Source organism: Aquella oligotrophica, from assembly GCF_002892535.1.
GTDB lineage: Bacteria > Pseudomonadota > Gammaproteobacteria > Burkholderiales > UBA11063 > Aquella > Aquella oligotrophica.
This window is the reverse complement of the sequence record NZ_CP024847.1, coordinates 1,725,072-1,747,156: the sequence shown is the minus strand read 5'-3', so window position 1 is coordinate 1,747,156 and position 22,085 is coordinate 1,725,072. Positions and strand designations below refer to the sequence as shown.

Annotated in this window: 21 protein-coding genes, 1 tRNA gene and 1 other RNA gene; 5 read left to right on the top strand and 18 right to left on the bottom strand. The window is 36.8% G+C overall.

Going from position 1 to position 22,085, the window contains the following annotated elements:
- From glpK to CUN60_RS08005, 11 genes are all read right to left on the bottom strand, one after another.
- Positions 1-1,476, bottom strand: coding sequence for a glycerol kinase GlpK (gene glpK, locus CUN60_RS08055; RefSeq protein WP_102951545.1), 1,476 nt, complete (start codon positions 1,474-1,476; stop codon positions 1-3).
- Positions 1,473-2,216: an MIP/aquaporin family protein gene (locus CUN60_RS08050; RefSeq protein ID WP_222593239.1), complete on the bottom strand. Its 744-nt coding sequence runs from the start codon at positions 2,214-2,216 to the stop codon at positions 1,473-1,475. Before CUN60_RS08050 ends, glpK begins: the two co-directional genes overlap by 4 nt.
- A 230-nt stretch (positions 2,217-2,446) precedes the next feature.
- Positions 2,447-3,043 carry a Holliday junction branch migration protein RuvA gene (ruvA, locus tag CUN60_RS08045; protein WP_102951543.1) on the bottom strand — a complete coding sequence of 199 codons (597 nt, stop codon included), beginning with the start codon at positions 3,041-3,043 and terminating at the stop codon, positions 2,447-2,449.
- 10 nt (positions 3,044-3,053) lie between these two features.
- Positions 3,054-3,860 carry a MetQ/NlpA family ABC transporter substrate-binding protein gene (locus tag CUN60_RS08040; RefSeq protein WP_102951542.1) on the bottom strand — a complete coding sequence of 269 codons (807 nt, stop codon included), beginning with the start codon at positions 3,858-3,860 and terminating at the stop codon, positions 3,054-3,056.
- Positions 3,861-3,879: 19 nt separating this feature from the next.
- A complete protein-coding gene (locus tag CUN60_RS08035; protein ID WP_102951541.1) occupies positions 3,880-4,560 on the bottom strand; it encodes a methionine ABC transporter permease in 681 nt (226 codons plus the stop codon).
- Between the two features lie 23 nt (positions 4,561-4,583).
- Positions 4,584-5,609 carry a methionine ABC transporter ATP-binding protein gene (locus CUN60_RS08030; RefSeq protein WP_102951540.1) on the bottom strand — a complete coding sequence of 342 codons (1,026 nt, stop codon included), beginning with the start codon at positions 5,607-5,609 and terminating at the stop codon, positions 4,584-4,586.
- A gap of 4 nt (positions 5,610-5,613) precedes the next feature.
- Positions 5,614-6,099, bottom strand: a complete 486-nt coding sequence (locus tag CUN60_RS08025; RefSeq protein ID WP_102951539.1) for a YajQ family cyclic di-GMP-binding protein — start codon at positions 6,097-6,099, stop codon at positions 5,614-5,616.
- A gap of 28 nt (positions 6,100-6,127) precedes the next feature.
- Positions 6,128-6,382 carry a ComEA family DNA-binding protein gene (locus tag CUN60_RS08020; protein ID WP_102951538.1) on the bottom strand — a complete coding sequence of 85 codons (255 nt, stop codon included), beginning with the start codon at positions 6,380-6,382 and terminating at the stop codon, positions 6,128-6,130.
- A gap of 97 nt (positions 6,383-6,479) precedes the next feature.
- The gene (locus CUN60_RS08015) at positions 6,480-7,397 is read right to left on the bottom strand and encodes a PLP-dependent cysteine synthase family protein (protein WP_245866340.1); all 918 of its coding nucleotides are present in this window, start codon (positions 7,395-7,397) and stop codon (positions 6,480-6,482) included.
- Between the two features lies 1 nt (position 7,398).
- Positions 7,399-8,547, bottom strand: a complete 1,149-nt coding sequence (locus CUN60_RS08010) for a trans-sulfuration enzyme family protein (RefSeq protein WP_102951536.1) — start codon at positions 8,545-8,547, stop codon at positions 7,399-7,401.
- A gap of 41 nt (positions 8,548-8,588) precedes the next feature.
- Positions 8,589-8,990, bottom strand: a complete 402-nt coding sequence (locus CUN60_RS08005) for an SET domain-containing protein-lysine N-methyltransferase (protein ID WP_102951535.1) — start codon at positions 8,988-8,990, stop codon at positions 8,589-8,591.
- Positions 8,991-9,649: 659 nt separating this feature from the next.
- On the opposite strand from CUN60_RS08005, the gene fdx reads away from it, so the two are divergent.
- Both fdx and CUN60_RS07995 read left to right on the top strand, forming a co-directional pair.
- Positions 9,650-9,985: an ISC system 2Fe-2S type ferredoxin gene (fdx, locus tag CUN60_RS08000; RefSeq protein ID WP_102951534.1), complete on the top strand. Its 336-nt coding sequence runs from the start codon at positions 9,650-9,652 to the stop codon at positions 9,983-9,985.
- A 15-nt stretch (positions 9,986-10,000) separates the two neighbouring features.
- Positions 10,001-11,050, top strand: a complete 1,050-nt coding sequence (locus CUN60_RS07995; protein ID WP_102951533.1) for a cation diffusion facilitator family transporter — start codon at positions 10,001-10,003, stop codon at positions 11,048-11,050.
- 87 nt (positions 11,051-11,137) lie between these two features.
- Here CUN60_RS07995 and htpG read toward each other — a convergent pair whose 3' ends face one another.
- Positions 11,138-13,027 (bottom strand): molecular chaperone HtpG, encoded by a 1,890-nt coding sequence (gene htpG, locus CUN60_RS07990; RefSeq protein WP_102951532.1) that lies wholly within the window; start codon positions 13,025-13,027, stop codon positions 11,138-11,140.
- A 137-nt stretch (positions 13,028-13,164) separates the two neighbouring features.
- Positions 13,165-13,241: transfer RNA gene (locus CUN60_RS07985), tRNA-Ile, on the bottom strand.
- A gap of 157 nt (positions 13,242-13,398) precedes the next feature.
- Between CUN60_RS07985 and ffs the strand changes: the two genes are divergently transcribed.
- Positions 13,399-13,496: signal recognition particle sRNA small type (gene ffs, locus CUN60_RS07980), an RNA gene on the top strand.
- 30 nt (positions 13,497-13,526) lie between these two features.
- On the opposite strand, the gene CUN60_RS07975 is transcribed toward ffs, so the two are convergent.
- Genes CUN60_RS07975 through CUN60_RS13210 form a run of 3 tightly spaced genes read right to left on the bottom strand, consistent with a single transcriptional unit; the run spans position 13,527 to position 17,432 of the window.
- Complete coding sequence (locus tag CUN60_RS07975) at positions 13,527-14,072, bottom strand: Lcl C-terminal domain-containing protein (protein ID WP_158649352.1); 546 nt, start codon at positions 14,070-14,072, stop codon at positions 13,527-13,529.
- 46 nt (positions 14,073-14,118) lie between these two features.
- A complete protein-coding gene (locus tag CUN60_RS07970; RefSeq protein ID WP_222593238.1) occupies positions 14,119-14,634 on the bottom strand; it encodes an Lcl C-terminal domain-containing protein in 516 nt (171 codons plus the stop codon).
- Positions 14,613-17,432 (bottom strand): beta strand repeat-containing protein, encoded by a 2,820-nt coding sequence (locus tag CUN60_RS13210; protein ID WP_102951529.1) that lies wholly within the window; start codon positions 17,430-17,432, stop codon positions 14,613-14,615. Before CUN60_RS13210 ends, CUN60_RS07970 begins: the two co-directional genes overlap by 22 nt.
- Before the next feature lie 313 nt (positions 17,433-17,745).
- Here CUN60_RS13210 and pabB point away from each other — a divergent pair, with 313 nt between their 5' ends.
- On the top strand, positions 17,746-19,557 hold the full coding sequence (gene pabB, locus CUN60_RS07960) for an aminodeoxychorismate synthase component I (protein WP_102951528.1): 1,812 nt from the start codon (positions 17,746-17,748) through the stop codon (positions 19,555-19,557).
- Positions 19,554-20,135, top strand: a complete 582-nt coding sequence (locus CUN60_RS07955; RefSeq protein WP_102951527.1) for an anthranilate synthase component II — start codon at positions 19,554-19,556, stop codon at positions 20,133-20,135. The genes pabB and CUN60_RS07955 overlap by 4 nt, the downstream gene beginning before the upstream one ends.
- A gap of 1 nt (position 20,136) precedes the next feature.
- On the opposite strand, the gene CUN60_RS07950 is transcribed toward CUN60_RS07955, so the two are convergent.
- Positions 20,137-20,814, bottom strand: a complete 678-nt coding sequence (locus CUN60_RS07950) for a GTP cyclohydrolase I (protein WP_102951526.1) — start codon at positions 20,812-20,814, stop codon at positions 20,137-20,139.
- 22 nt (positions 20,815-20,836) lie between these two features.
- Positions 20,837-22,075, bottom strand: coding sequence for a bifunctional folylpolyglutamate synthase/dihydrofolate synthase (locus CUN60_RS07945; protein ID WP_102951525.1), 1,239 nt, complete (start codon positions 22,073-22,075; stop codon positions 20,837-20,839).
- Between the last annotated feature and the right edge of the window lie 10 nt (positions 22,076-22,085).

Below are 22,085 nucleotides of genomic sequence, written 5' to 3'. Positions count from 1 at the left end.
TTATTTAACCCATCCTTGCGCGCGTTTGACAGCTTCCTGCCAGTTACTTAATAATTCTTGTCGTTCTGAATCAGCCATCTTAGGCTCAAAAATTCGTTCCACTTGCCATACTTGCTCTAGTTCTTCAATTGAATTCCAAAAGCCAACCGCTAGTCCAGCAAGATATGCTGCTCCCAATGCTGTCAATTCAAGACAGGTTGGACGTTCAACAATAGTATTTAAAATATCTGCTTGAAATTGCATTAGGAAATTATTCTTACAGGCACCACCATCGACACGTAATGCGGATAAATTAATACCCGAGTCAGAGCGCATCGCATTTACTACATCCGATACTTGAAAGGCAATTGATTCGAGAGCCGCACGTGCCATATGTGCCTGCGTCGTACCTCTGGTGATTCCAATCGCGAGTCCACGTGCATACTGATCCCAATGTGGCGCACCTAAACCAGAAAATGCTGGTACCATATAGACGCCACCATTATCAGGGACACTTGTCGCAAGAGTTTCAATTTCAGATGACTCTTCAATGAATTTCATACCATCACGAATCCACTGCACCACAGCACCACCAATAAATACTGAGCCTTCAAGACAATAATTTCTTTTGCCATTAGTAGTTAGTAGATTATTTTTTGATTCTAGTGCATTTTCGCCAGTATTTTTCAAAAGAAAGCAGCCAGTTCCATAAGTATTTTTTACCATGCCTGGCTTTATACACATATTACCAAAGGTCGCTGCCTGCTGATCTCCTGCAATTCCGGTAATTGGAATCCGATCGCCAAAAAGCCCCGAACTTGCTTCACCAATCTCACCTGAGGATGGAACAATTTCTGGCAGGATATTAGCTGGAATATCCAAGATTTTTAATAGCTCTTCATCCCATTTGCCAGTATGGATATTAAATAATAGTGTGCGTGATGCATTTGATTCATCGGTTACATGACATCTACGATTGCTTAGATTCCAAGTAATCCAAGCATCGACTGTTCCAAATGCTAGTTCACCATTTTCGGCAAGCTTCCGCGCATTAGTAACGTTGTCGAGTATCCATTTTAGCTTTGTCCCAGAAAAGTATGCGTCAAGGACTAGTCCGGTCTTCTTTTTGAAGATGTCCGCATAGCCTTTACTTTTTAGCTCATCAATCATGTCTGAAGTGCGTCTATCCTGCCAAACAATTGCGTTATAGATTGGAATCCCGGTATTTTTATTCCAGACTACGGTTGTTTCGCGTTGGTTGGTAATGCCAATTGCTGCAATGTCAGTGGCTTGTGCTCCAATTGATGACATCGCAAGTTTGGCAGTGGTAAGCTGGGTTAACCAGATCTCCATTGGGTCATGTTCAACTAATCCCGGCTCGGGAAAAATTTGGGTAAATTCTAACTGTTTGCTGCTACAGATGGTGCCAGATTTATCGAAAAGAATTGCTCGTGAGCTGGTAGTTCCCTGATCCAAAGCCAGAATATATTTTTTCATTGTGTAACCTTTTTAGCCAATGTTAAATCAAAGATGAATGCACCAAGTGGAGCACCAATTAATGAACCAAATACTGGAGCAGCCCAAATTAAGCTGCCATCCGTCAAACCATTATTTTTAAAGCCCATTATAGCGGTAAAAAGACGTGGGCTAAAATCACGGGCCGGATTCATTGCGTAGCCATGCATTGCGCCAAAAGACATTCCAATCGCAACGATCAGTGCGGCAACTGCAAATGGCGCAAGAAAACCAGCTTTATCATTGATGAAGTTTTCTACAATTGCAAGAATTGCAAACATTAGAATGGCACTGGCGATAATTTCAGCTAGAAAGCCAGGCATAAATGTATTTGTAATTGCCGGGAAGGTAGAGAATATTCCAGCTGTATGTTCAAGATTTGGATCAAATTGTTTAAATTTTGCGTGATAGAATAGATAGACAATTGCAGCACCAAGAAATCCGCCGAGCATTTGTGCGCTCATATATAGTGGGGCCTTTTTTAGTGGAAAACGTTTTGTGACGATAAGTGCTAGTGTTACGGCTGGATTTAAGTGTGCGCCAGTAATTCGGTTACTTACGAGTATTCCAAGAAATACCCCAAGTCCCCAGCCAAAAGTAATATTGGTATATCCACCCAGATTGAATAAAACAAACATGGCATTAACGCCATTACCAAAAAGTAGTATGAACATGGTTCCTAGCAATTCAGCCATAAATTCCTGATAACGAGTGTAATTCACGTTATTTCCTTGTCATTAATATGTATAGGGACTTATTATAGCAAATAACGTAGCTAAGAAAATTTTGCAATGCGGTAGGTTTTGCTAGTAGCTAAGATTATGTTTGGATAAAAAATACTAGCAGTATACCCGAGTCCTTAATTTTTTATGTTTGAATAAGTAACTTAAGCTGGGTAAACTGATCTTTAATAAGTTTGTTTATTCTTATAGAAGAGATTTACTGAAGCTAGTTATTTACCAAGCAATTTTAAGGCTTCTTTGATACCCTGACTAATATCAGTTAATTCAGGTAGCTGTTTTATTACTTGAGTAATTTCTTTACTATTGTAGCCTAAGCTTTCTAATGCGGTTGCGATATCTTTACGGATATTGCCATCATTAGCTTTGTTATTAAATAAACCATTAGTTGGCGTAAAATCAATATTACCGACTAATTTCCCTTTTAGTTCAAGAAGCATCCGTTCCGCCATTTTTTTTCCGATTCCCGGCGTCAAACAAAGAGTATTAAGATCAGCTTCCTCAATTGCCTGTTGTAATTGCTGACTTGACATTGTTGATAGTAATGCCAGCGCAATCCGTGGTCCGATCCCAGAGACTTTTATTAGTTGACGAAAACAATCGCGTTCAGTTTTATTAATAAAGCCAAAAAGTAAATGAGCATCTTCGCGAATTACCAGATGTGTATAGAGCTGTAGCTCATGACCGATAGCTGGCAATTGAGCAATATGTGAAATAGGTAAATCAAGCTCATAACCAACTCCACCACAGGAGAGTATGATTTGTGGTGGAGTTATTTCTAGTAATTTACCAGTTAAAATACTAATCATGAACTATTATCTAAAATGCTGGAATTACAGCACCATCGTACTTCTGTTCGATGAATTTTTTCATTTCAGGTGAAGTCATCGCTTTTGCTAAAGCCTTCATTTTTGGCTGATTTACTTCATCCGGTCTAACTGCGATCAAATTAGCAAATGGGCTATCTTTACTTTCAAGAATAACTGCATCTCGGGTAGGCTTCATTCCAGATTGCATTGCTATATTTGAATTAATGACTGCCAGATTAATCTGGCTACCTTTTAGTGAGCGTGGTAGCATTGCTGGATCTAATTCAATAATCTGTACATTATACGGGTTAGCGGCTATATCTTTTTTAGTTGGATAAGGGACACCAGCCTTAATTTTTAAGATTCCATTAGCCTGTAATATATTTAAAGCGCGCCCCTCATTGGTTGGATCATTTGGAACCCCGATTTTTGCACCCTTGGTTATATCAGTTGCTTTTTTAGAAGTGGCAAATTTAGCTTCGGTAGCTTTATCGGCGTATATTCCCATTGGTTCCAGATGGACTTTTACCAAAGCAACTAGATTGCTACCATGATCTTTATTGTATTGATCCAAATAGGGCTGATGCTGGAAAAAATTTGCATCAAGCTGTTTCTGGATAACAGCAAGATTTGGGGTAATATAGTCTGAAAATTCGGTAATTTTTAAATCATAGCCTTGTTTTGCCAGTGTTGGTTTAACAAATTTAAGCATTTCCGCATGCGGTACTGGAGATGCTCCAATTGTGATTGTTTCATTTGCATATGTACCAGTAGCTATTCCGACACCTAAAGCTAATGTTAATAATAATTTACGCATAAGTATATCCCTTACTTTATTATTTTTTACGAATGACTTTTACTAGAAAATCACCCAAAAATTGTATAACTTGTACCATGATTACCATCAATACTACTGTTGTAATCATAACCTCAGTCTCAAACCTTTGGTAACCATAACGAATTGCCAAATCGCCCAATCCACCACCACCAACAGCTCCAGCCATTGCGGTATAAGAAACAAGTGCAATTGCAGTAACTGTTATACTTGCAACCAGACTAGGCATGATTTCAGGTAAAAGAATATGCCAAATAATCTGCCAAGTTGTAGCACCACACGACTCTGCCATGTGAAATATTCCTTTTTCAATTTCTTTTAATGAATTTTCAACAAGCCTTGCGAAAAAAGGAAATGCCCCAACAACCAGTGGCGGGATTGTTCCTTTTGCTCCCAGTGAAGTACCAACCAGAAAAGTTGTAGTTGGGATCATTACAATTAAAAGAATAATAAATGGAATGGATCTTAAAACATTAACTACAAAAGACAATAAACTATAAACCAATCGGTTTTGTAAAATTCCACCCTTATTAGTTAGAAACAAGAGTAAACCTACGGGTATCCCGATAATGGTACTAAATAAAACTGCAAAACCAAGCATGAAAAGAGTATCAAGTGTTGCTTGATTTATCTCGCTCCAGTCAAGGGTGCCAAGAATATCGTTGATTGCTGCTAAAGCCATAACTAACCCTTAATAAATCAAAATTAGTGAACTATTTCGTAATGGACACCCATATCTTGCATAATCTCGCAAGCTTTGCCCAAACTATTATGATCACCATTAAATTCAATTAGAAGCTGACCAAATGGTATTTTTTTGATACGATCAAGTTCGCCACGCAAGATACTAAAATCAAGATCAGTCTGACGTGCAATTGTATTTAGTATAGGCTGGTAAGTTGTCTCACCAACAAATGATAATAACAAAATGTGTTTACCAGAATTTTTCTCAAACTTATAGAAGTGGCGCACCTGTTCTAAATACTTATCTGAGCTTTCTTCAATAATCAGCTTACGTGTAAGTGGCTCTTTTGGATGCATTAGGACATCAAAAGCTTTGCCTTCTTCAATAATCTTGCCAGCGTCAATAACGGCAACTTTATCACAGATTTTACGCACAACCTCGATTTCATGAGTAATCAGAACTATCGTGATACCAAGTGTTTCATTGATTTCAAGTAACAAATCAAGGATGCTTGCAGTTGTTTGTGGATCAAGGGCAGAGGTCGCTTCATCGCTAAGTAATAGCTTGGGCTTGGTAATTAATGCCCGCGCAATACCAACCCGTTGTTTTTGTCCACCAGAAAGGCTTGATGGGTACTTATGTGCAAATTCAGTCAGCCCAACTAGTTTCAGCATTTCATCAACTGCAGCTTTGGTTTCTTCTTTGCTATGATTACCTTGTAGTTTCAACGGTAACGCAACATTATCGAAAATGGTTTTTGAGCTAAGAAGGTTAAAGTGCTGAAAAATTACGCCGATTTGCTGACGAGCCAAGCGCAGTTCTTTTTTGCTGATTCGAGCTAAATCAATTCCATCAACGATTACATTGCCAGTATCTGGTTTCTCAAGCAAATTTAGGCATTTTAATAAAGTAGATTTACCTGCCCCAGAACGTCCGATGATGCCATAAACTTCACCTTTTTTGACCTCTAGACTGACGTCATCAAGAACTTTTATAGTTTTGCCTTTGGCTTTATAGGCTTTAGTTAAATTTTCAATCTTGATCATGGTCTTAATCGCGGAAATTGATAAACTGTAATGGTAAGTCAGTTACATCTTTTTGTAATAACTGAATGGTTGCCTGTAAATCATCGCGTTTAGCGCCGCTAACACGAACTGCTTCACCCTGAATTGAGCCTTGAACTTTTATTTTGCTGTCTTTAATCAACTTAGTGATTTTCTTCGCCTGCTCTTGTTCAATGCCATTTTTGACTTTGATGATTTCTTTTAGCTTATTACCGCTGACTTTTTCCTGCTTGCCTTCAGCAAGAGAGCGTACATCAACACCACGTTTGGTAAGTTTACCAATTAGGATATCCTTAACCTGAGTTAGCTGAAAATCATTATCAGCATAAATAGTTACTTCCAAATCTTTTAGTTCGATTCTGGCATCACTGCCTTTGAAATCAAAGCGATTGGTGATTTCTTTATTTGATTGGTCAATTGAATTGGTTAATTCAACCTTATTGACCTCTGAGACTACATCGAAAGATGGCATAAAACCCTCACTAATGAATTTAATTTATTTAATAAATAGCTTCTACCTGACCACTAAGCTTATTGATAGTATTGCTGCTAAATCCTTTGACATTATCGAGTTCCTGCAAATTATGGAATTTTCCGTGAATATTCCGGTATTCAATAATCGCCTGAGCTTTTTTCGAACCAATGCCTTTGACAGATTTTAATTCTTCATAGCTTGCAGTATTGATATCTGTTATGGCAAAAACACTAACACTGACTAGCATAAGAGCGTTAAAAAGCAATATATTTTTAAGCATTTTTCTGATCTTTATTAGATTGAAAATTTAACTTTTGATTATAGCATAAATACCCCATTAAAATAGTAAAATATTGTGCATTGCGGTATCAATAATATTAATGGCTATAAAGGTTCTTACTAAAATAGCGATCGCCACGATCAGGGAAAATGGTAACGATATTTCCAGAGCTAACCTGTGATATGAATTTTAGTGTTGCTGCCATCGCTGCACCAGACGAAGAACCAACAATAACCCCTTCTTTTCTAGTCAGTTCACTTGCGGCATTAAAAGCATCGGCATCGTTAATCTTAATTACGTGATCAACGAGATTTATATCCATAGTTTGCGGAATAAAATCATTGCCGATACCTTCCATATTGTAGCAGCCAGCTTCGCCACCGCCCATAGTTGAACCTTCTGGATCAGCAAGAATAGTTTGTATCTCCGGATTTTGTTCTTTGAGATAGCGTGCAATACCGCTAAATGTTCCACCACTACCAGCCCCAGCTACCAGATAATCAATTTTACCGTTTAAGGCATTATATATTTCTGGTCCGGTAGTTTGATAATGTACATCGGGATTTGCCTGATTTTCAAACTGTTTTAGCGAAATGGAATCAGGTATTTCTGCTAATAATTGAACTGCCTTACGACCAGCACCAAGCATACCTTCCTCACGTGAAGTAATTATGATTTCTGCGCCTAGTGCCTTCATTAGCATTTGTTTTTCTTGTGAAAACTTTTCGGGAACAGTAAAAATTACCCGGTAACCTTTATTTAGCGCAGCTAATGCCACCCCAAGTCCGGTATTCCCCGCCGTTGCTTCGACTATTGTTGTCCCCGGTTTTAATTTACCTTCAGCTTCAGCTTTATTTATCATTGCAATGCCAATTCTATCTTTGACACTTCCAGCTGGATTATAGTATTCGAGTTTGGCAAATAGATTAATATTCGGTTTTAACGCAAAGTTATTAATTTTTAATAAGGGCGTATTACCAATTAATTCACGTATATCATTAATATAATTAGTCACTTTAGACCTCCTTTGCAATAGATAGCGCATGTTTAATGTCACTGATCAGATCGTTAATATTTTCTATCCCGACTGACAAGCGAATTAGATTATCAACAATTCCCAATTTAGCCCTGATTTCTGGAGGGATTGCCGCATGGGTCATGGTTGCTGGATGAGAAATTAATGACTCAATCCCACCAAGGCTCTCAGCTAAAGTAATAAGTTTAAGGCTTTGTAAAAATTTGTCTGGATTATATGCGTTATCTAAAACAAATGAGATCATAGCACCACCTTTAGCCGCCTGAAGATTATGAATCTTATTGTCTTTATGATTATTTATTCCTGGGTAATATATCCTAGTGATAGCCTTATTTTGCCGTAGGAAGTCAATCAATTTTCCCGTATTTTCAATGTGTCTATCCATCCGAACGGCAAGGGTCTTTATACCTCGAATCAGAAGCCAAGAATCAAAAGGTGATAAAACACCACCTGTCGCATTTTGGATAAAATGAAGTCGTTCTGCCAGCTCCTTGTTATTTACTACCGCAAGTCCAGCAATAAGATCACTATGTCCACCAAGATACTTGGTTGCACTATGTAGCACTATATCTGCGCCCAGCATGATTGGCTGTTGCAAATAGGGAGTCATAAACGTATTATCAACAATTGTTAATAACCCATGCTTTTTTGCTAACTTACTTATGCCGTCTATATCAGTAATATGCATTAACGGGTTAGTTGGAGTTTCAATAAAAATAGCTTTTACATCTTCCGTTATTTTGCTTGCCACTAACTCCAAATTACTGGTATCAACCAGCTCATATTTAAGTTTGAAATTTTTAAATACCTTATCTAATACTCGAAATGTACCGCCATAAACATTGGATGATAGGAGAATTTTATCGTGAGCCTTAAATAACATCATAACAGCAGTTGTTGCTGCCATCCCAGAGGCAAAGCCAAAGCCCGCAACTCCACCTTCAAGTTCGGCAATAAGAACTTCTACAGCTTCACGGGTTGGATTGCCTGTCCGTGAATATTCATAACCACGATGATTGCCGATACCATCTTGCTTATAAGTGGAGGTTAAATATAAAGGTACTGTAACCGCTCCAGTATGTGGGTCGCCATCAATACCGCCATGAATTAATTGTGTTTCTATATTCATAAGATTTCTTTTTTAAATAGTTATTTATTGGTTATCTAGGATTAGGCGCTTTGTAGGCAGAAATCTGGAATTGGTAGATTGATCTCTCGATAAATGTTTACGTAATTAGCGGTTATTTCTTCGCCAACACTGATTTTACGTAAGGCATAGGCTACGACCTGTGTCCCATAGTATTCAAGGCGAATATTCCCTTCTGCTGCATGATTAATGAATCTAGCACCGATAACCCGTAACCATTCATCTTCGCTACTTGCACCATAGCCCTCAATTAAATGTTCCTGATAATTACTGGCAGCTGATTTTTTTATCATCGCGATACCCAGATAAGCACCTTGTGGAATTTCGCGACGAGAAAATAATCCCAAGCCATGAATGTGTGATTTTTGGATATTAAACCAGTTAAAAATCGGATTTAAAATAAATGATAATGATTTGTGTTGCATGATAAACCTCTAATGTAAATATTTTTAATATTTACCTGATCCTTTTATTTAGCAGAATAGCACAAGCTTAAAATGTATTTTGAATATTATTAATAATACAAATTAATCCAGCAAAAATGCTTGAATAAAATAGTTTAATCAGGTGATATATGATTAAATTTTGGTTTAAAATGTAGCAAACAAAAATATATGACTAAAATATATTTTTAGTTATTAAATAGCTACAGAATAAACAATAAAATAAAAATTTGGAATTTTTGAGCTAGAGATTAGCAACAACAAGAAGAGAATGAAGAAGCGATAGAAGTAGATTTAGAAGATACATTAAACGGTACTGTAGTTTTTATCCGGTAGTTATCAAAGTAGTGTATCATTTTGCTTCCTTTTCAATAATTGATACATTTTGTGTCAGCTTATTAGCTAATCACCCAAAGATTCTAGCGCAATATTTATATTTTTGTCAATATTTTTATGCACTATTTGTGTGGGGGAGTAATCAAAGGTCGGATAACCTTATGTTTATGGTAAGTGAAGCTAGTTTGTTGTAGTGAGTGTTTCTTGGTAATGTAGTGCCATCGTAGAAGTTATTAGTTGACTAAAATACTCGGTTATATGTATGCTATAATATTGACCTAAATAATAATTGATAGGAAGTTTTAATGCCTGTAATTAAGATATTACCGCACGAAGAAATATGCCCAAATGGTGTGGAATTTGAACTTGAAACTGGTGCAAACTTATGTGAATCAATGCTGAGTAGAGGTGTAGATATTGAACATGCCTGTGATATGGCGTGTGCCTGTACTACCTGCCATGTAATTGTACGTGAAGGATATAGTTCATTAAATGAAGCTAATGAAATTGAAGAGGATCTACTTGATCGTGCATGGGGCTTGACGGCTGTATCAAGACTCTCTTGCCAGATAAAAGTTGGCAATAAAGATTTGACGATAGAGATTCCCAAGTATACTATTAATCATGCGAAAGAAGGATAAATCAGGAGACAGATTATGACGGTAAAACACAGTAAATTTTTATCACATGATGAGGCAGGACATGAGGCGCATAGTGATGCAACGCATAATAATATTAAGCATAATCATAAGGATCATTCTTCGCATGATCACACACATCATCATGAGCATAATCATGATCATGAGGGGCATAGCCACAATCATGCAGAAATGATACGGGAAACTAGTGGTAAAGTATTATTCTGGTGTCTGATTGCTACATTCACTTTTTCACTGGTTGAGGGAATTGGTGGTTATTTGATCAACTCAATCGCTCTACAGTCTGATGCGGTTCATATGATGACAGATGCAGCTGGTTTGATGATAGCTTATTTTGCCAACGTAATTAGTAAACGCCCCGCAACTGTTCAGCTTAGCTTTGGTTATGGCAAGGCAGAGGTTGTTGGAGCATTGATTAATTGCATGTTTACCACTGTTTTAACTATCTGGTTATTATTTGAAGTGTTTAATCGCTTTATGCAGCCAGTTGAAGTTCATGGGGCAAGTCTATTTATTGTAGCCGCGCTGGGCTTTCTGGTTAATGGTGTAATAGTTTTTGTGTTATCAAAGAATTCACATTCATTAAATACACGTGCGGCAATGATTCATGCGATGGGAGATTTATTGGGGTCTTTAGTCGCAATTATTGCTGGTGCGATAATTTATTTTACCAATTGGTCAATAGTTGACCCATTGCTATCATTAGTTGTTATTGTTTTACTGATTGTTTCCAATTTTAGCCTGATGAAGAAGTCGGTTATAATTCTTATGGCTGGCGTTCCTGAACATCTTGATTATGAGGCTGTGGGCAAAGACTTACAGGCAATTGAAGGAATTATTGAAGTTCATGACTTACATATTTGGTATATGTCAGCAAATAAAGCGGCACTTGCTGCACACGTTGTAGCATGTAAACCCGAGTCTTGGCCTGAAATTCTTAAAAGTTGCCAGAAAATGTTGCTTGATAAATATCAGATTGATCACGTAACTTTGCAGTATGAATTTGATGATTTAAAGTGTAAGGAAGTTGGCTGTTGCCCAGATTAAAGAATCTAATGCTTTAAATTTTAATAAAATAAAAAAACTGCCACTAAAAGTGGCAGAATGGAGCAAATTTTATTTATTCTAATTATTTTAGGCAATAAACGAATTCATCCGCTTAACAAAGCCAACTGGATCATCAAGTTGAATTCCTTCAGTTAACTGAGCCTGTTCAAATATCAGTAAACTCAAATCATTAATCTGATTTTGATCAATGCTATTTTCTAGTTTATTGATTAATCTATGTTCCAGATTAATTTCCAACGTTGGCTGAGAAGAAGGTACTGCTTGTCCGGCTTGACGAAGTAGTCTTTCCATATGGATGCTCATTCCATAACCATCAGTTACTAGGCAGGCAGGAGAATCAACCAGACGATTAGTAATAACTACCTCTTTTACCTTGCCATCAAGAGCAGTCTTGATTTTTTCCAGAATTGGCTTAGCTTTTTCTTCTTGCTCTTTTTTCTCTTCTTCAGTAGGTTTTTTATCATCAAGATTACCAAGGTCTAAACCACCTTTAGCCACTGACACCAGAGATTTTTTCTCATAATCAAATAAATGACTAACTACCCATTCATCAACCCGATCGGTTAGTAATAATACTTCAATGTCTTTTTGTTTGAAGATTTCAAGATGTGGACTATTTTTAGCAGCATTATAACTATCTGCTGTAATATAATAGATCTTATCTTGACCATCTTTCATCCGGGCAATATAATCATCAAGACTTACGGTTTTGGCATCTGAATCATTAGCCGTAGAAGCAAAGCGGCATAATTTAGCTACACGTTCTTTATTTGTGTGATCTTCAATGATACCTTCTTTAATTACTGGACCAAATTCGTTCCATAGCTCGCTATATTTGTCTTTATCATTATTTGCAATATCTTCAATCATGCTTAGTACTTTTTTAGTACAACCTGAGCGAATTGCATCAATATCTTTGGAAGACTGAAGAATCTCACGTGATACATTTAGCGGTAAATCTTGTGAATCAATCACACCGCGGATAAAACGCAGATAATTTGGTAATAATTTCTCAGCATCATCCATAATGAAAACACGCTTAATGTATAATTTAATGCCATATTTGCGATTAGCATCATATAAATCAAACGGCGCTTTAGCTGGCATATATAGAAGCATAGTATATTCCTGTGCTCCTTCTACACGTGAATGAATCCATTTTGCTGGCTCATTAAAATCATGCGAAACATGCTTATAAAACTCTTTGTATTCTTCTTCAGTAACATCATTTTTGCTACGTGTCCAAAGAGCATTCGCTTTATTTACTGTTTCCATTTCAGTGGAAATGATCTCTTTGCCATCTTTATCATGTTCAGGCATTTTCTGCATTTTAATTGGGTAGTTGATATGATCCGAGTATTTACGAATAATTGAACGTAAGCTCCAGTCAGATAATAAATCATCTTGATCTTCTTTAAGGTGTAGCGTAATCGTAGTACCGTTACCATCAAGTTTATCTGTGGTTTCAATGCTAAATTCGCCACTACCATCAGAAACCCACTCGGTAGCTTTGGAGGTAACTTCACCTGCCTTAAGGGTAACTAAAGTAACTTTATCTGCAACAATAAATGCAGAGTAAAAACCAACCCCAAATTGACCAATCAAATTAGCATCTTTTTTAGCATCACCTGATAGTTTATCTAAAAATTCTTTAGTTCCAGATTTTGCAATTGTACCGATATTTTGAATAACTTCATCATAAGTCATACCGATACCGTTATCTTTAATCGTAATTGTTTTGGCATCTTTATCGAAACTAATAGTGATCGCTAGTTCATCACCTTTATTTAGCTCTGGTTTGTTAATCTGCTCAAAACGGAATTTATCAATCGCATCTGAGGCATTTGATACTAGCTCACGCAAGAAAATTTCCTTGTTTGAATACAATGAATGGATCATCAAATGAAGAAGTTGTTTAATTTCAGTCTGGAACGACATAGTTTGTTTATTTGACATTTTTTCACCCTGTTAAATAAAAATAATGAAATCTCTATATCAGTTATTATAGTGACGATTTATTGAATTTCAAGAGAGAAAAATAAATTTGTTTGATTTTTTGGATTTAGTTTTTGAAAAGTAAATGAAGATCGAAATGGTGGGACCTACTGGACTCGAACCAGTGACCAACGGATTATGAGTCCGCTGCTCTAACCAACTGAGCTAAGATCCCACATAACGAGGGGGTTATTATGCCATGTTTAGATCTAAATTGCAATTGAATGCACGATAATTTTTAATTTTTCTTCTTGTATTTGTAAAGTTTGAGTTAATCTAAAGGTTTTTTACATTTTAACAGCCTAATACGGTATAATTCCTCTCTCAACAATGGTGGGTCTCCTTGCATTGTCTGCCGCAAAACCTGGTCAGGTCGGGAACGAAGCAGCCATATGCGGATACGCAAGTGCCAAGGTAAAGGCTCACCTATCCTCCATCCGTGTAAACCCAATAATTAATTTTACTGCCCGCCACGCACAGGCCAGACATACCAAGCGTTGTCATTACGATTTCCAGTAATAGTTTCTCCACGGGTGGAATTAATGTACCAAGCAGCAGCATCACCATAGGTAGTAGCTGTCCAATAATTTTGGTTTGAATCAATATTAGTAAACCCTACTGAAGTTAACCAATTTGACCAGAAAACACCCATAGTTGTACTTGCCGAATAATTTACCAGCGATTTTAATTCATTAATGTTTGGTAAACGCCAATTATTATAGCCACAATCACCACCCGCAGTATTAAAAGCTGCTATCGAAGCAAACGCATTGCTCCAATTACAGCCAGCAGAACAAACTTGTTTTGTGTTTTTTAGCCATACTAGTCCAGTCAAATTATCGGTTACACAATCTCCATTTATTACAAAACGAGTGTTAGGCCATTGTTTACCTGCACCAGCAGCATCACCTGGTCCAGTTTTTGGTATGTAAGCAATGTTACTAGCTTTGGCTATAACTATTATGCTAGTAAGCAACACTCCCAATTTGATGAATTTGTACTTCATTTTCAAATACCTTTTACTGATAACTGTTGTAAGAATGAAACAAGTACTATCTGTTTCGCACAGGCCAAACATAGCGGAGCATCCCATCGAAAGCCGCACTTGTCGTACCATCCTCAAAATAGACAGCCCATACATTTCCGGGAGTACCAACCGTAGATGACCAATAATAGAAAGATTGGACATTTGCAAAGCCAACTGTCACATCATTTAACCAACTAGCAGGAGTTGAAGGCGGAATAACAGCATAATTCACTAAACTTGCTAACTCATTGATTGTTGGTAAACGCCAATTGGCATAACCACATAATTTGTTAGTAGCAGCATTCAAATTACTAATTGCTGTTGTAGCATTTGCCCAGTTTAGATCATTTAGGTTGGCTGTAGTATTAGCATAGTTTGGTTGAGCGATTGGACCACCACCGTTAGTTGCTTCAAAGCCAATAATTCCATTTTTTGCCCACTCCAAATCGGTGAGGTTATCTTTCAATGAATCAGCACATGTTCCACCACCACTTTGACTCCCAGCTTCAAAACGGGTGCTTACCGTACCCCCGTACCCCAAGTAATCCCAATATTGGTCGCTGATGAAGCCCCCTCCATCGGTGCTGGCAGATACACATATGGTGCAGCCACCGTTCCAGTTATATTACTAAATGTCTGCGAGGATGCATTACCATTGACTGTAGCACTATTGCTAGCGGTTACTGTCAGATTCACGCCGCCCGGATTGGTATAAATTACTAAGGCATTATTAACATCAGTACTATTAGCTATATTTGCTGGATCCCAGAATGAATAATTACCCGTTCCAGTATATGGGGTTACGATAAACACACAGCTACTTGTTGCTGGGGCGGCACTATCCAAAGCACATGAAGCTGGGAATACCGTATTGCCAGTAATTCCTGCTACCGTTGGCGTAACAGTACTACTACCGCCAGTTATTGTTGCGGTAAATGAATAGGCATTACCCATCATTATTTGCCCCCAGTCGGTTGTCGATGCAATGGTAATTGCCGCTGGCGGCGGAGTAAGGATAACATACTCTTCTGTCCCACCCACAGACTGATTAGTGTATGTTCCAGAACTATCAGTCCAGCCAGCAGTTACATTCTGTAATAGAAGATTATGACTGCCAGCATCTGCTGAATTTAAAGTATAAGTATCAGTACATGTACCATTGGTAGCCGCCATTGCTACATCATTACAACCATGAGTACTTAGTGTCCAGCCTGCGGGCGGTGTATAGCTAGTCGTAAAGCCGCTCGCATCTATTACAGAATCGTTAGTATAGGTTACATCCAGTGTATAATTGGTATTGATATATCCAATATATTGATCAATAGAACTACCATCTCCATCAATGAAGCTAGCTCCAGTTATTGCTGAAGTATATGTCGCTGATGGAGCTGCTGTTACGCTACCATTTAAAGTAGCAGTATTGCTACTCTGGGTCGCTCCACCTGTATATGGAGTGTAACTAACGGCAAAACTAGCGATTTTTGTGCCAGTTGCTACATCATTAGCTGCTGGACCAAACTGGGTTGCAATAGTACATGTGGCTGGGCTTGCCTCTAATGTTCCGCCAGATGAACAACTTCCTCCAGCTATAACACTAAATAAACCACTATTCGCACCCGTGATATTAAATGTCAGATTACTTGCTGCAACTTCGCCACTATTCGATAGTGTAAATAATGAGCCAGCAGCACTGGTAGATGTGCCATTATTCGGAATTGATGCATAATTCATCGTACTTGGCGATAAACTTAGATTTGCTGTTGACTGGGTAACTTTATAATTTACGCCCACTGTTACTGGTGTTGCAGCTATACCATTATTATAGTCATAAGCAATACTTATACTACCAGCTGCTTGTGAAGTTACTGTCGAATTGGTATAAGTTACCGTTACCGTACAATTCCCCCCATTTGCGGTAAGTGTATTACTAATCGTTGCTGGTTGGGTTACCGTACATTTTGTAGCTGGATTACTTCCGTCACTAATAGTGAAGTTATTTGGTAAAGTCAGAACAAAATTATTTTCATTGGTATTGCCGGTATTGGTGATTGTCAGCTGCCTTGAAGCAGTATCATTTGCTGTCGTTACAAAAAAATCATCATCCGGATTTAATATGGCAGTTAGTCCTGCTAATGGAACTGGTGTAGGCGTAGGTACTGGAGTGGGTGTAGGCGTTGGTGTCGGGCTTGGCGTTGGTGTTGGATTCACATTTTGATCAGCCGCCGCAGCAATAGTAACCTCTTTTTGTCCATTATAATAAGTCAATACTATTTCACCACTTGAGGCTGATTGAGTTGGATCTTTGAGTTTTAACATTGCAGTAGTTGTACCGCCACTACTTAATCCTCCAGAACTAAAGATTACTTCGATATTTGGGTTACTTGCAGTAAGACTTTGTAACTCTGCTGTTACACTACCTGTGTTACTGAAGGTTACCGACTGCTCTGGATTGTTTTGATTCAAGTAAACTGCTGAGGGGAGCATTTCTACTATACCAATATCACTGGCAGTAGTTAGCGTGCTACTCGTAGTGGCTGTTGATACTATCTCTGTTGACGAAAGATTTTTCTTGGAAGATTCTGTAGATGATGTTATAAGTTGTGTTTGGACTTTTATAACCTGAGTCAGGTTATCGCCTACGGGTACTGGCAATAAGATACTAAAGGTTTTACCCTGGGTATATGCACCAGCTCCGGCAATCAGTTGCTGATTTGGAATAGGGGTATTATTGCCATCTACCAAAACCACATTATTGAAGTTGCCAGCATTGGCTGAGGCTACTAGCCCTGCTACTAATATATATGGCGTACCATTAATTACGGTATGGGAATAGTTTAGCGTAATTCCATCCGCACCACTCAGGTTATTATATGCAGATTGCTGGATTCCCATTGCCGGGGTTACGACCGATTGGGCTGACTTACTTAATTTGCCCAAAAGGCTATTATCATTATTTAGACTTATGCCTAAACTTCCAGCAACTGCTCCTATTGGTACAGTTACTTTCAGATTACATTGCCCGTATGATTCTATCACGCTACAGTTTGCTGCGCTTGATGGATCGATCTCTGCACCTTGTGCGCCACCAATTATATTATCTAGACTATAATGTAGGTTCTTTACCGCTGTACTTGTTGGATTATTAATTACTACATAGCCAGTATTTGCAACAGTAGGATTACTATAAATCGTCCTAGGTGTGATTATCTGTAGTGTATTTACATCGCCATTATTGCCACTACTACTTGATCCACTTCCGCCACCACAGGAAATTAATGTTAGACTATTGATTAAAAGTAATACTGATAATCTATTTGGTTGGATAGACTTTAATTTCATTATTGTTTTGTTACCCCAATAAGATTGCTTTATTGACAACATAAAGTCAGTCACAATCACTTACAAGCAGATTTTGAATAAAATTTTTTAGATTATAGCATGTTTTAAATTTATGGTGGCATTCATTATGGATAATCCTTAATGAAATGTTATTGTTGTATATTTCATGTGTTTTTACTTGATTTGTTTTAATTTATTGCTAGTGATTTTCGTTAAATTTAAAACTTACTTGTTACATATTGTGTCTAGGATTGTATTCAGGGTAAAATACACGCTTCCTGAATAAAAATAAACCAGAGGTAGTCTGAACTTGATGTCATATGCTTTATTTGAAGATGTACTGAATCCGGAAAAAGAAAGTAGTTATTTATTTTATGATCTATCTACTGAAGTCTGTATTTATGACTATTCTGGAGTAGTCTCTGCTTTAGCTAAAATTGAAGCTTTAAGTAAAGATGGATACTATCTCGCTGGTTATATTGCTTATGATAGCATTTTGGGACTTGAGCCGAAAATATCTTCTGATAAAGTTATCTCCAAGTCTCCGCTCGTACATTTTCATGCCTATAGTGCATGTAAGGTTTTTGCCAGTAAGAATTTATTAGATGTTCTACGTCAACATGGTATTAAGCATGATCGTAGTGGTTTTCAGGTTAAGCAGATTTTACTTGAAGATAATTATAAAAGCTATCAGCAGAAATTTGAACAGATACAAAAATATCTTGTTGCTGGGGATAGTTACCAGGTAAATCTTACTCTTCGTGGAAGCATACGCTTTCAAGCTGATTCATTATTTGATGTTTTTTATCATCTTTCACGCCATAAGCCAGTAGAATATGCTGCATTACTACCATATTTACCAAATCAGCTTCTTTCATTTTCTCCCGAATTATTTTTTCATAAGTCTGGTGAAGTAATTAGAGTTAAGCCAATGAAAGGTACTGCTCCGCGAAGTAATGACCCAGTTATAGATGAATCTACAAGGAACTGGTTAGCAAATGATAGTAAAAATAGGGCAGAGAACTTGATCATTGTTGATTTATTAAGAAACGATCTTAGTCGTTTTTGTGAAACTGGAACTGTTCGGGTTGATAATATCTTCAAGGTGGAAGAATACTCAACTGTATTTCAAATGGTTAGCGAGATAAGCGGTAGGGTAAATTCTTCAATTACATTTTATGAAATAATTCGTGGGCTATTTCCTTGTGGTTCAATTACTGGTGCGCCTAAAATCAGTACCATGCAAATAATTGACTCGGTTGAAACCAGTTGTCGTGAAATCTATTGTGGTGCACTAGGTTTTATTTTGCCAAATAATGACATGCACTTTAATGTAGCAATCAGAACTCTTAGTAAAAGTAACACAGATTCATTTTATAAGTTTGGTGTTGGTGGCGGAATAACCATTCAATCAAATTCATCTGAAGAGTGGGATGAGATTAAGACTAAACTAAAATTTATAAGTGATTTTTACCAACCTGACTTTGAGTTGATTGAATCAATGCTGGTTATTGGTGGTCAAATAAAAAATCTGGCTGAGCATTTGACCCGTTTGGCAAATTCAGCAAGTATGCTAATGTTTACAATTGATACTTTGCAATTAGAGGGCTTATTAATGAGTTACCTTAGGCAGAATTTATTTGCATTTGATAAGAGATATAAATTAAGACTGCTAGTAAAACATCCATGTGAATTAATAATTTCCCATACTGAAATCACTACTTCAGTTACGCCATTAAAAATTGCGCTACTTAATAAGCCAATCGATTCATCCAATCCCTTATTTCAGCATAAAACCACGGCTAAAGAAGTACGTGGACTTTATGATTTATTATATCAAGAATACCTGAATTCTTCCATTTTAGATGAGCTAGTTTTTATTAATAAAAATGGTATTATTACTGAATCTAGATATTTTAATGTTATTATTGATTATGCTGGTCAATTAATTACTTCACCAGTGAGTGAGGGGCTTTTGCCTGGGATATTCAGGCAGAAAATGCTTGATGAAGGAAGCTTATTGGAAAAGCCAATTACTCCTACAATGCTTGAAAATGCAACAGCTATTTACTTATGTAATGATGTTCGTGGTTTGCAATTGTGCGAGTATCAGGGAAAAATATGAAAATACTGCTAATTGATCATTATGATTCATTTACTGACATCATTGCCGACTATTTGCGGCAACTTAATTGTGATGTTTTTATTTTGAAAACAGATAAAGTTACTGTTAATATACTCGAAGAGTTCGCGCCAGAAAAAATAATAGTTGGCCCAGGTCCTGGACATCCCAATGATAGTAGCTTGTCTTTGGTGAAAAATATCTTACCTCAAATTTTCTTGAATAAAACTCCATTACTAGGGGTCTGTCTTGGGCATCAAATGATTGCTGAATATTTTGGTGCCAAAGTAGTAAACGCGACTACTATAGCCCATGGGTTAAGTTCTAGATTAACTCATGAGCAGGATGTTTTGTTTGATGGTATTCCTGACGAATTTACTGTTGTTCGTTATCACTCACTAATTGTTGATAGTAATAGTATTTACGGAACACCTTTAAAAATTACTGCAGTGACAAGGAGTGCAGAAGTAATGGCAATTCGTCATGAAGATTTGCCATGCTATGGTGTCCAGTTCCATCCTGAATCTGTTTTAACCGAGTTTGGATTAAAAATTTTGGATAACTTTATAAACCGTATTTGAACTATTTTAATTTATCTAGTAAGTGTTGTTTAAAACTTGTATCGGAACTAAATATTCCACCCAATTCAAAGCTTGAATGAAATGAAGTAAAATCAGTTATACCATTACTACAGATGCAATCATGTCGCGCTCTTATTAATACAGCAATATCTTCTGTTTGCAAAATGTATTTTAAGGTTATAAATATCTGTCTAGTTAGCCGCTCCTGAAGTTGTGGGCGATGCGTAAAAAAATCCACGATTGCATTTAATTTATTCAGTCCGACCACTATTTTGTCCGGCTTATAAGCAATTACTGCCACACCATGAATTGGAACAAGATGATGTTCACAAGTGCTTGTAAATTGAATATCTTCGGCAATTAATGGATTATGATAAGCAAACTCATTTGACATAGGGTTTACTTCTGGAAAACGATTATAATCCAAACCATAAAATAACTGTTGACACCAGTAATCAATTAATCGATTTGCAGTATGATTACAATCATTGCTATCTCTATAAATCCCAAGTTCATCGAAAAACATAGCTAGTTTCCCGGTAAGCTGCTCCATATGCGCTGGATCGTTCCAAACCCTAATTTTATCTGTATTTACAGGGTTTTCTATCCCGGCATCTAATAGGATTTTTTGAATTTCTAAACCGAGTGCATAGTCACTTTGATAGCAGGTATTTTTCATGGTTATCAAAATACTTTCTTAATTAATGGATAAAATTTTTCAAGAGATAAATTGAGCCACTAATCAGGATTAGTTGTTTTTTCATCTTTCTTGCCTGATATAGCGCCAATGATGGCGAAGGTATGACATATATATTCTTAAATTTGTAACGGGCTTTTCTTGCTAAAGAAAACGGATTACTTGCTCTTGCTTGATTGGCAATACTGCAAAAGATAATATCTTCACTGATTTTACTATAATCTTCAAGCATTTTATCAATATTTTTATCTTTTAGAATAGAGCATAGAATTATACTATTCTGGCGTTTTCCATAGTTGCTGAGGCAGGCTGTTAGTGCCCCTGTTCCACTCTCATTATGCGAAGCATCTAAAATAGTTAGTGGATAGTTTGAGATTTTTTGTAATCTTCCTGCCCAGGATGTTTTTTTTGCGGCCTTTTGTATGGTGTCAATGCTAATACCAATATCATTAAGCACTGTGTAGGCACAAAGAAAATTACGTGCTTGGAAATATCCAAATAAACCCAATTCAAAATTAAAATGGTTATTGTATTTATCATCAAATTTTAATATTGTAGAGAAGTTTTTAAAATTAAGCTCAACAGTATAATTGTATAGGTCATCAATTAAAACAAAATTAGAAGTTTTTTCTCGTGTATGATTGACTAGTTCAGGTATATTTTCCCCAAGAATTGTCAAACCATTTTTTATAATGCCACATTTATGTCTAGCTATTTCATCTAAGGTATTTCCAAGCCATTGGGTGTGTTCCAGACTAATATTGGTAATTATCGAATAGCTACTATTAACTACATTGGTTGAGTCATCTTGTCCACCCATCCCGGTTTCTAGAATTAGGTAATCAATATTTTTTTCAGCAAAAAACTTGAACATAATAAGAGTCAACATCTCAAATGAACTTGGATATATGTTGTGATTATTAAGAGTTAATTTTAACTCAAGGTAAATTCTAATAAGTGTTTGGTCGTCTATTAAATTTTTATTGTAAGAAATACATTCATTGATCTTATTTACGTGTGGACTACTAAATTTACCAATTTTTAACCCTGTTTGATATAGTGCCTCTTCAAGAAATGCTGCGGTTGATCCTTTTCCATTGCTACCAGCAATATGGATTACCTTATAATTATTCTGTGGATTTCCCAATAATAAAAGTGCTTTTAGCATCAACTTATTATTAAATTCGGTAGTTGGTGGGTTTAAATTAGATAGTTCTTCAATTATATCGGAGGAGGTAAGCATGGCTAAATTC

Coding starts and splice junctions, on each gene's coding strand:
- fdx (WP_102951534.1), top strand. CDS start 9,650: ATGCCTGTAATTAAGATATTACCGCACGAAGAAATATGCCCAAATGGT.
- CUN60_RS07995 (WP_102951533.1), top strand. CDS start 10,001: ATGACGGTAAAACACAGTAAATTTTTATCACATGATGAGGCAGGACAT.
- CUN60_RS07950 (WP_102951526.1), bottom strand. CDS start 20,814: ATGAAAAATACCTGCTATCAAAGTGACTATGCACTCGGTTTAGAAATT.
- glpK (WP_102951545.1), bottom strand. CDS start 1,476: ATGAAAAAATATATTCTGGCTTTGGATCAGGGAACTACCAGCTCACGA.
- CUN60_RS13210 (WP_102951529.1), bottom strand. CDS start 17,432: ATGAAATTAAAGTCTATCCAACCAAATAGATTATCAGTATTACTTTTA.
- CUN60_RS08035 (WP_102951541.1), bottom strand. CDS start 4,560: ATGGCTTTAGCAGCAATCAACGATATTCTTGGCACCCTTGACTGGAGC.
- CUN60_RS08030 (WP_102951540.1), bottom strand. CDS start 5,609: ATGATCAAGATTGAAAATTTAACTAAAGCCTATAAAGCCAAAGGCAAA.
- CUN60_RS08040 (WP_102951542.1), bottom strand. CDS start 3,860: ATGCGTAAATTATTATTAACATTAGCTTTAGGTGTCGGAATAGCTACT.
- htpG (WP_102951532.1), bottom strand. CDS start 13,027: ATGTCAAATAAACAAACTATGTCGTTCCAGACTGAAATTAAACAACTT.
- CUN60_RS07945 (WP_102951525.1), bottom strand. CDS start 22,075: ATGCTTACCTCCTCCGATATAATTGAAGAACTATCTAATTTAAACCCA.
- CUN60_RS08005 (WP_102951535.1), bottom strand. CDS start 8,990: ATGCAACACAAATCATTATCATTTATTTTAAATCCGATTTTTAACTGG.
- CUN60_RS08010 (WP_102951536.1), bottom strand. CDS start 8,547: ATGAATATAGAAACACAATTAATTCATGGCGGTATTGATGGCGACCCA.
- CUN60_RS07955 (WP_102951527.1), top strand. CDS start 19,554: ATGAAAATACTGCTAATTGATCATTATGATTCATTTACTGACATCATT.
- pabB (WP_102951528.1), top strand. CDS start 17,746: ATGTCATATGCTTTATTTGAAGATGTACTGAATCCGGAAAAAGAAAGT.
- ruvA (WP_102951543.1), bottom strand. CDS start 3,043: ATGATTAGTATTTTAACTGGTAAATTACTAGAAATAACTCCACCACAA.
- CUN60_RS07975 (WP_158649352.1), bottom strand. CDS start 14,072: ATGAAGTACAAATTCATCAAATTGGGAGTGTTGCTTACTAGCATAATA.
- CUN60_RS08025 (WP_102951539.1), bottom strand. CDS start 6,099: ATGCCATCTTTCGATGTAGTCTCAGAGGTCAATAAGGTTGAATTAACC.
- CUN60_RS08020 (WP_102951538.1), bottom strand. CDS start 6,382: ATGCTTAAAAATATATTGCTTTTTAACGCTCTTATGCTAGTCAGTGTT.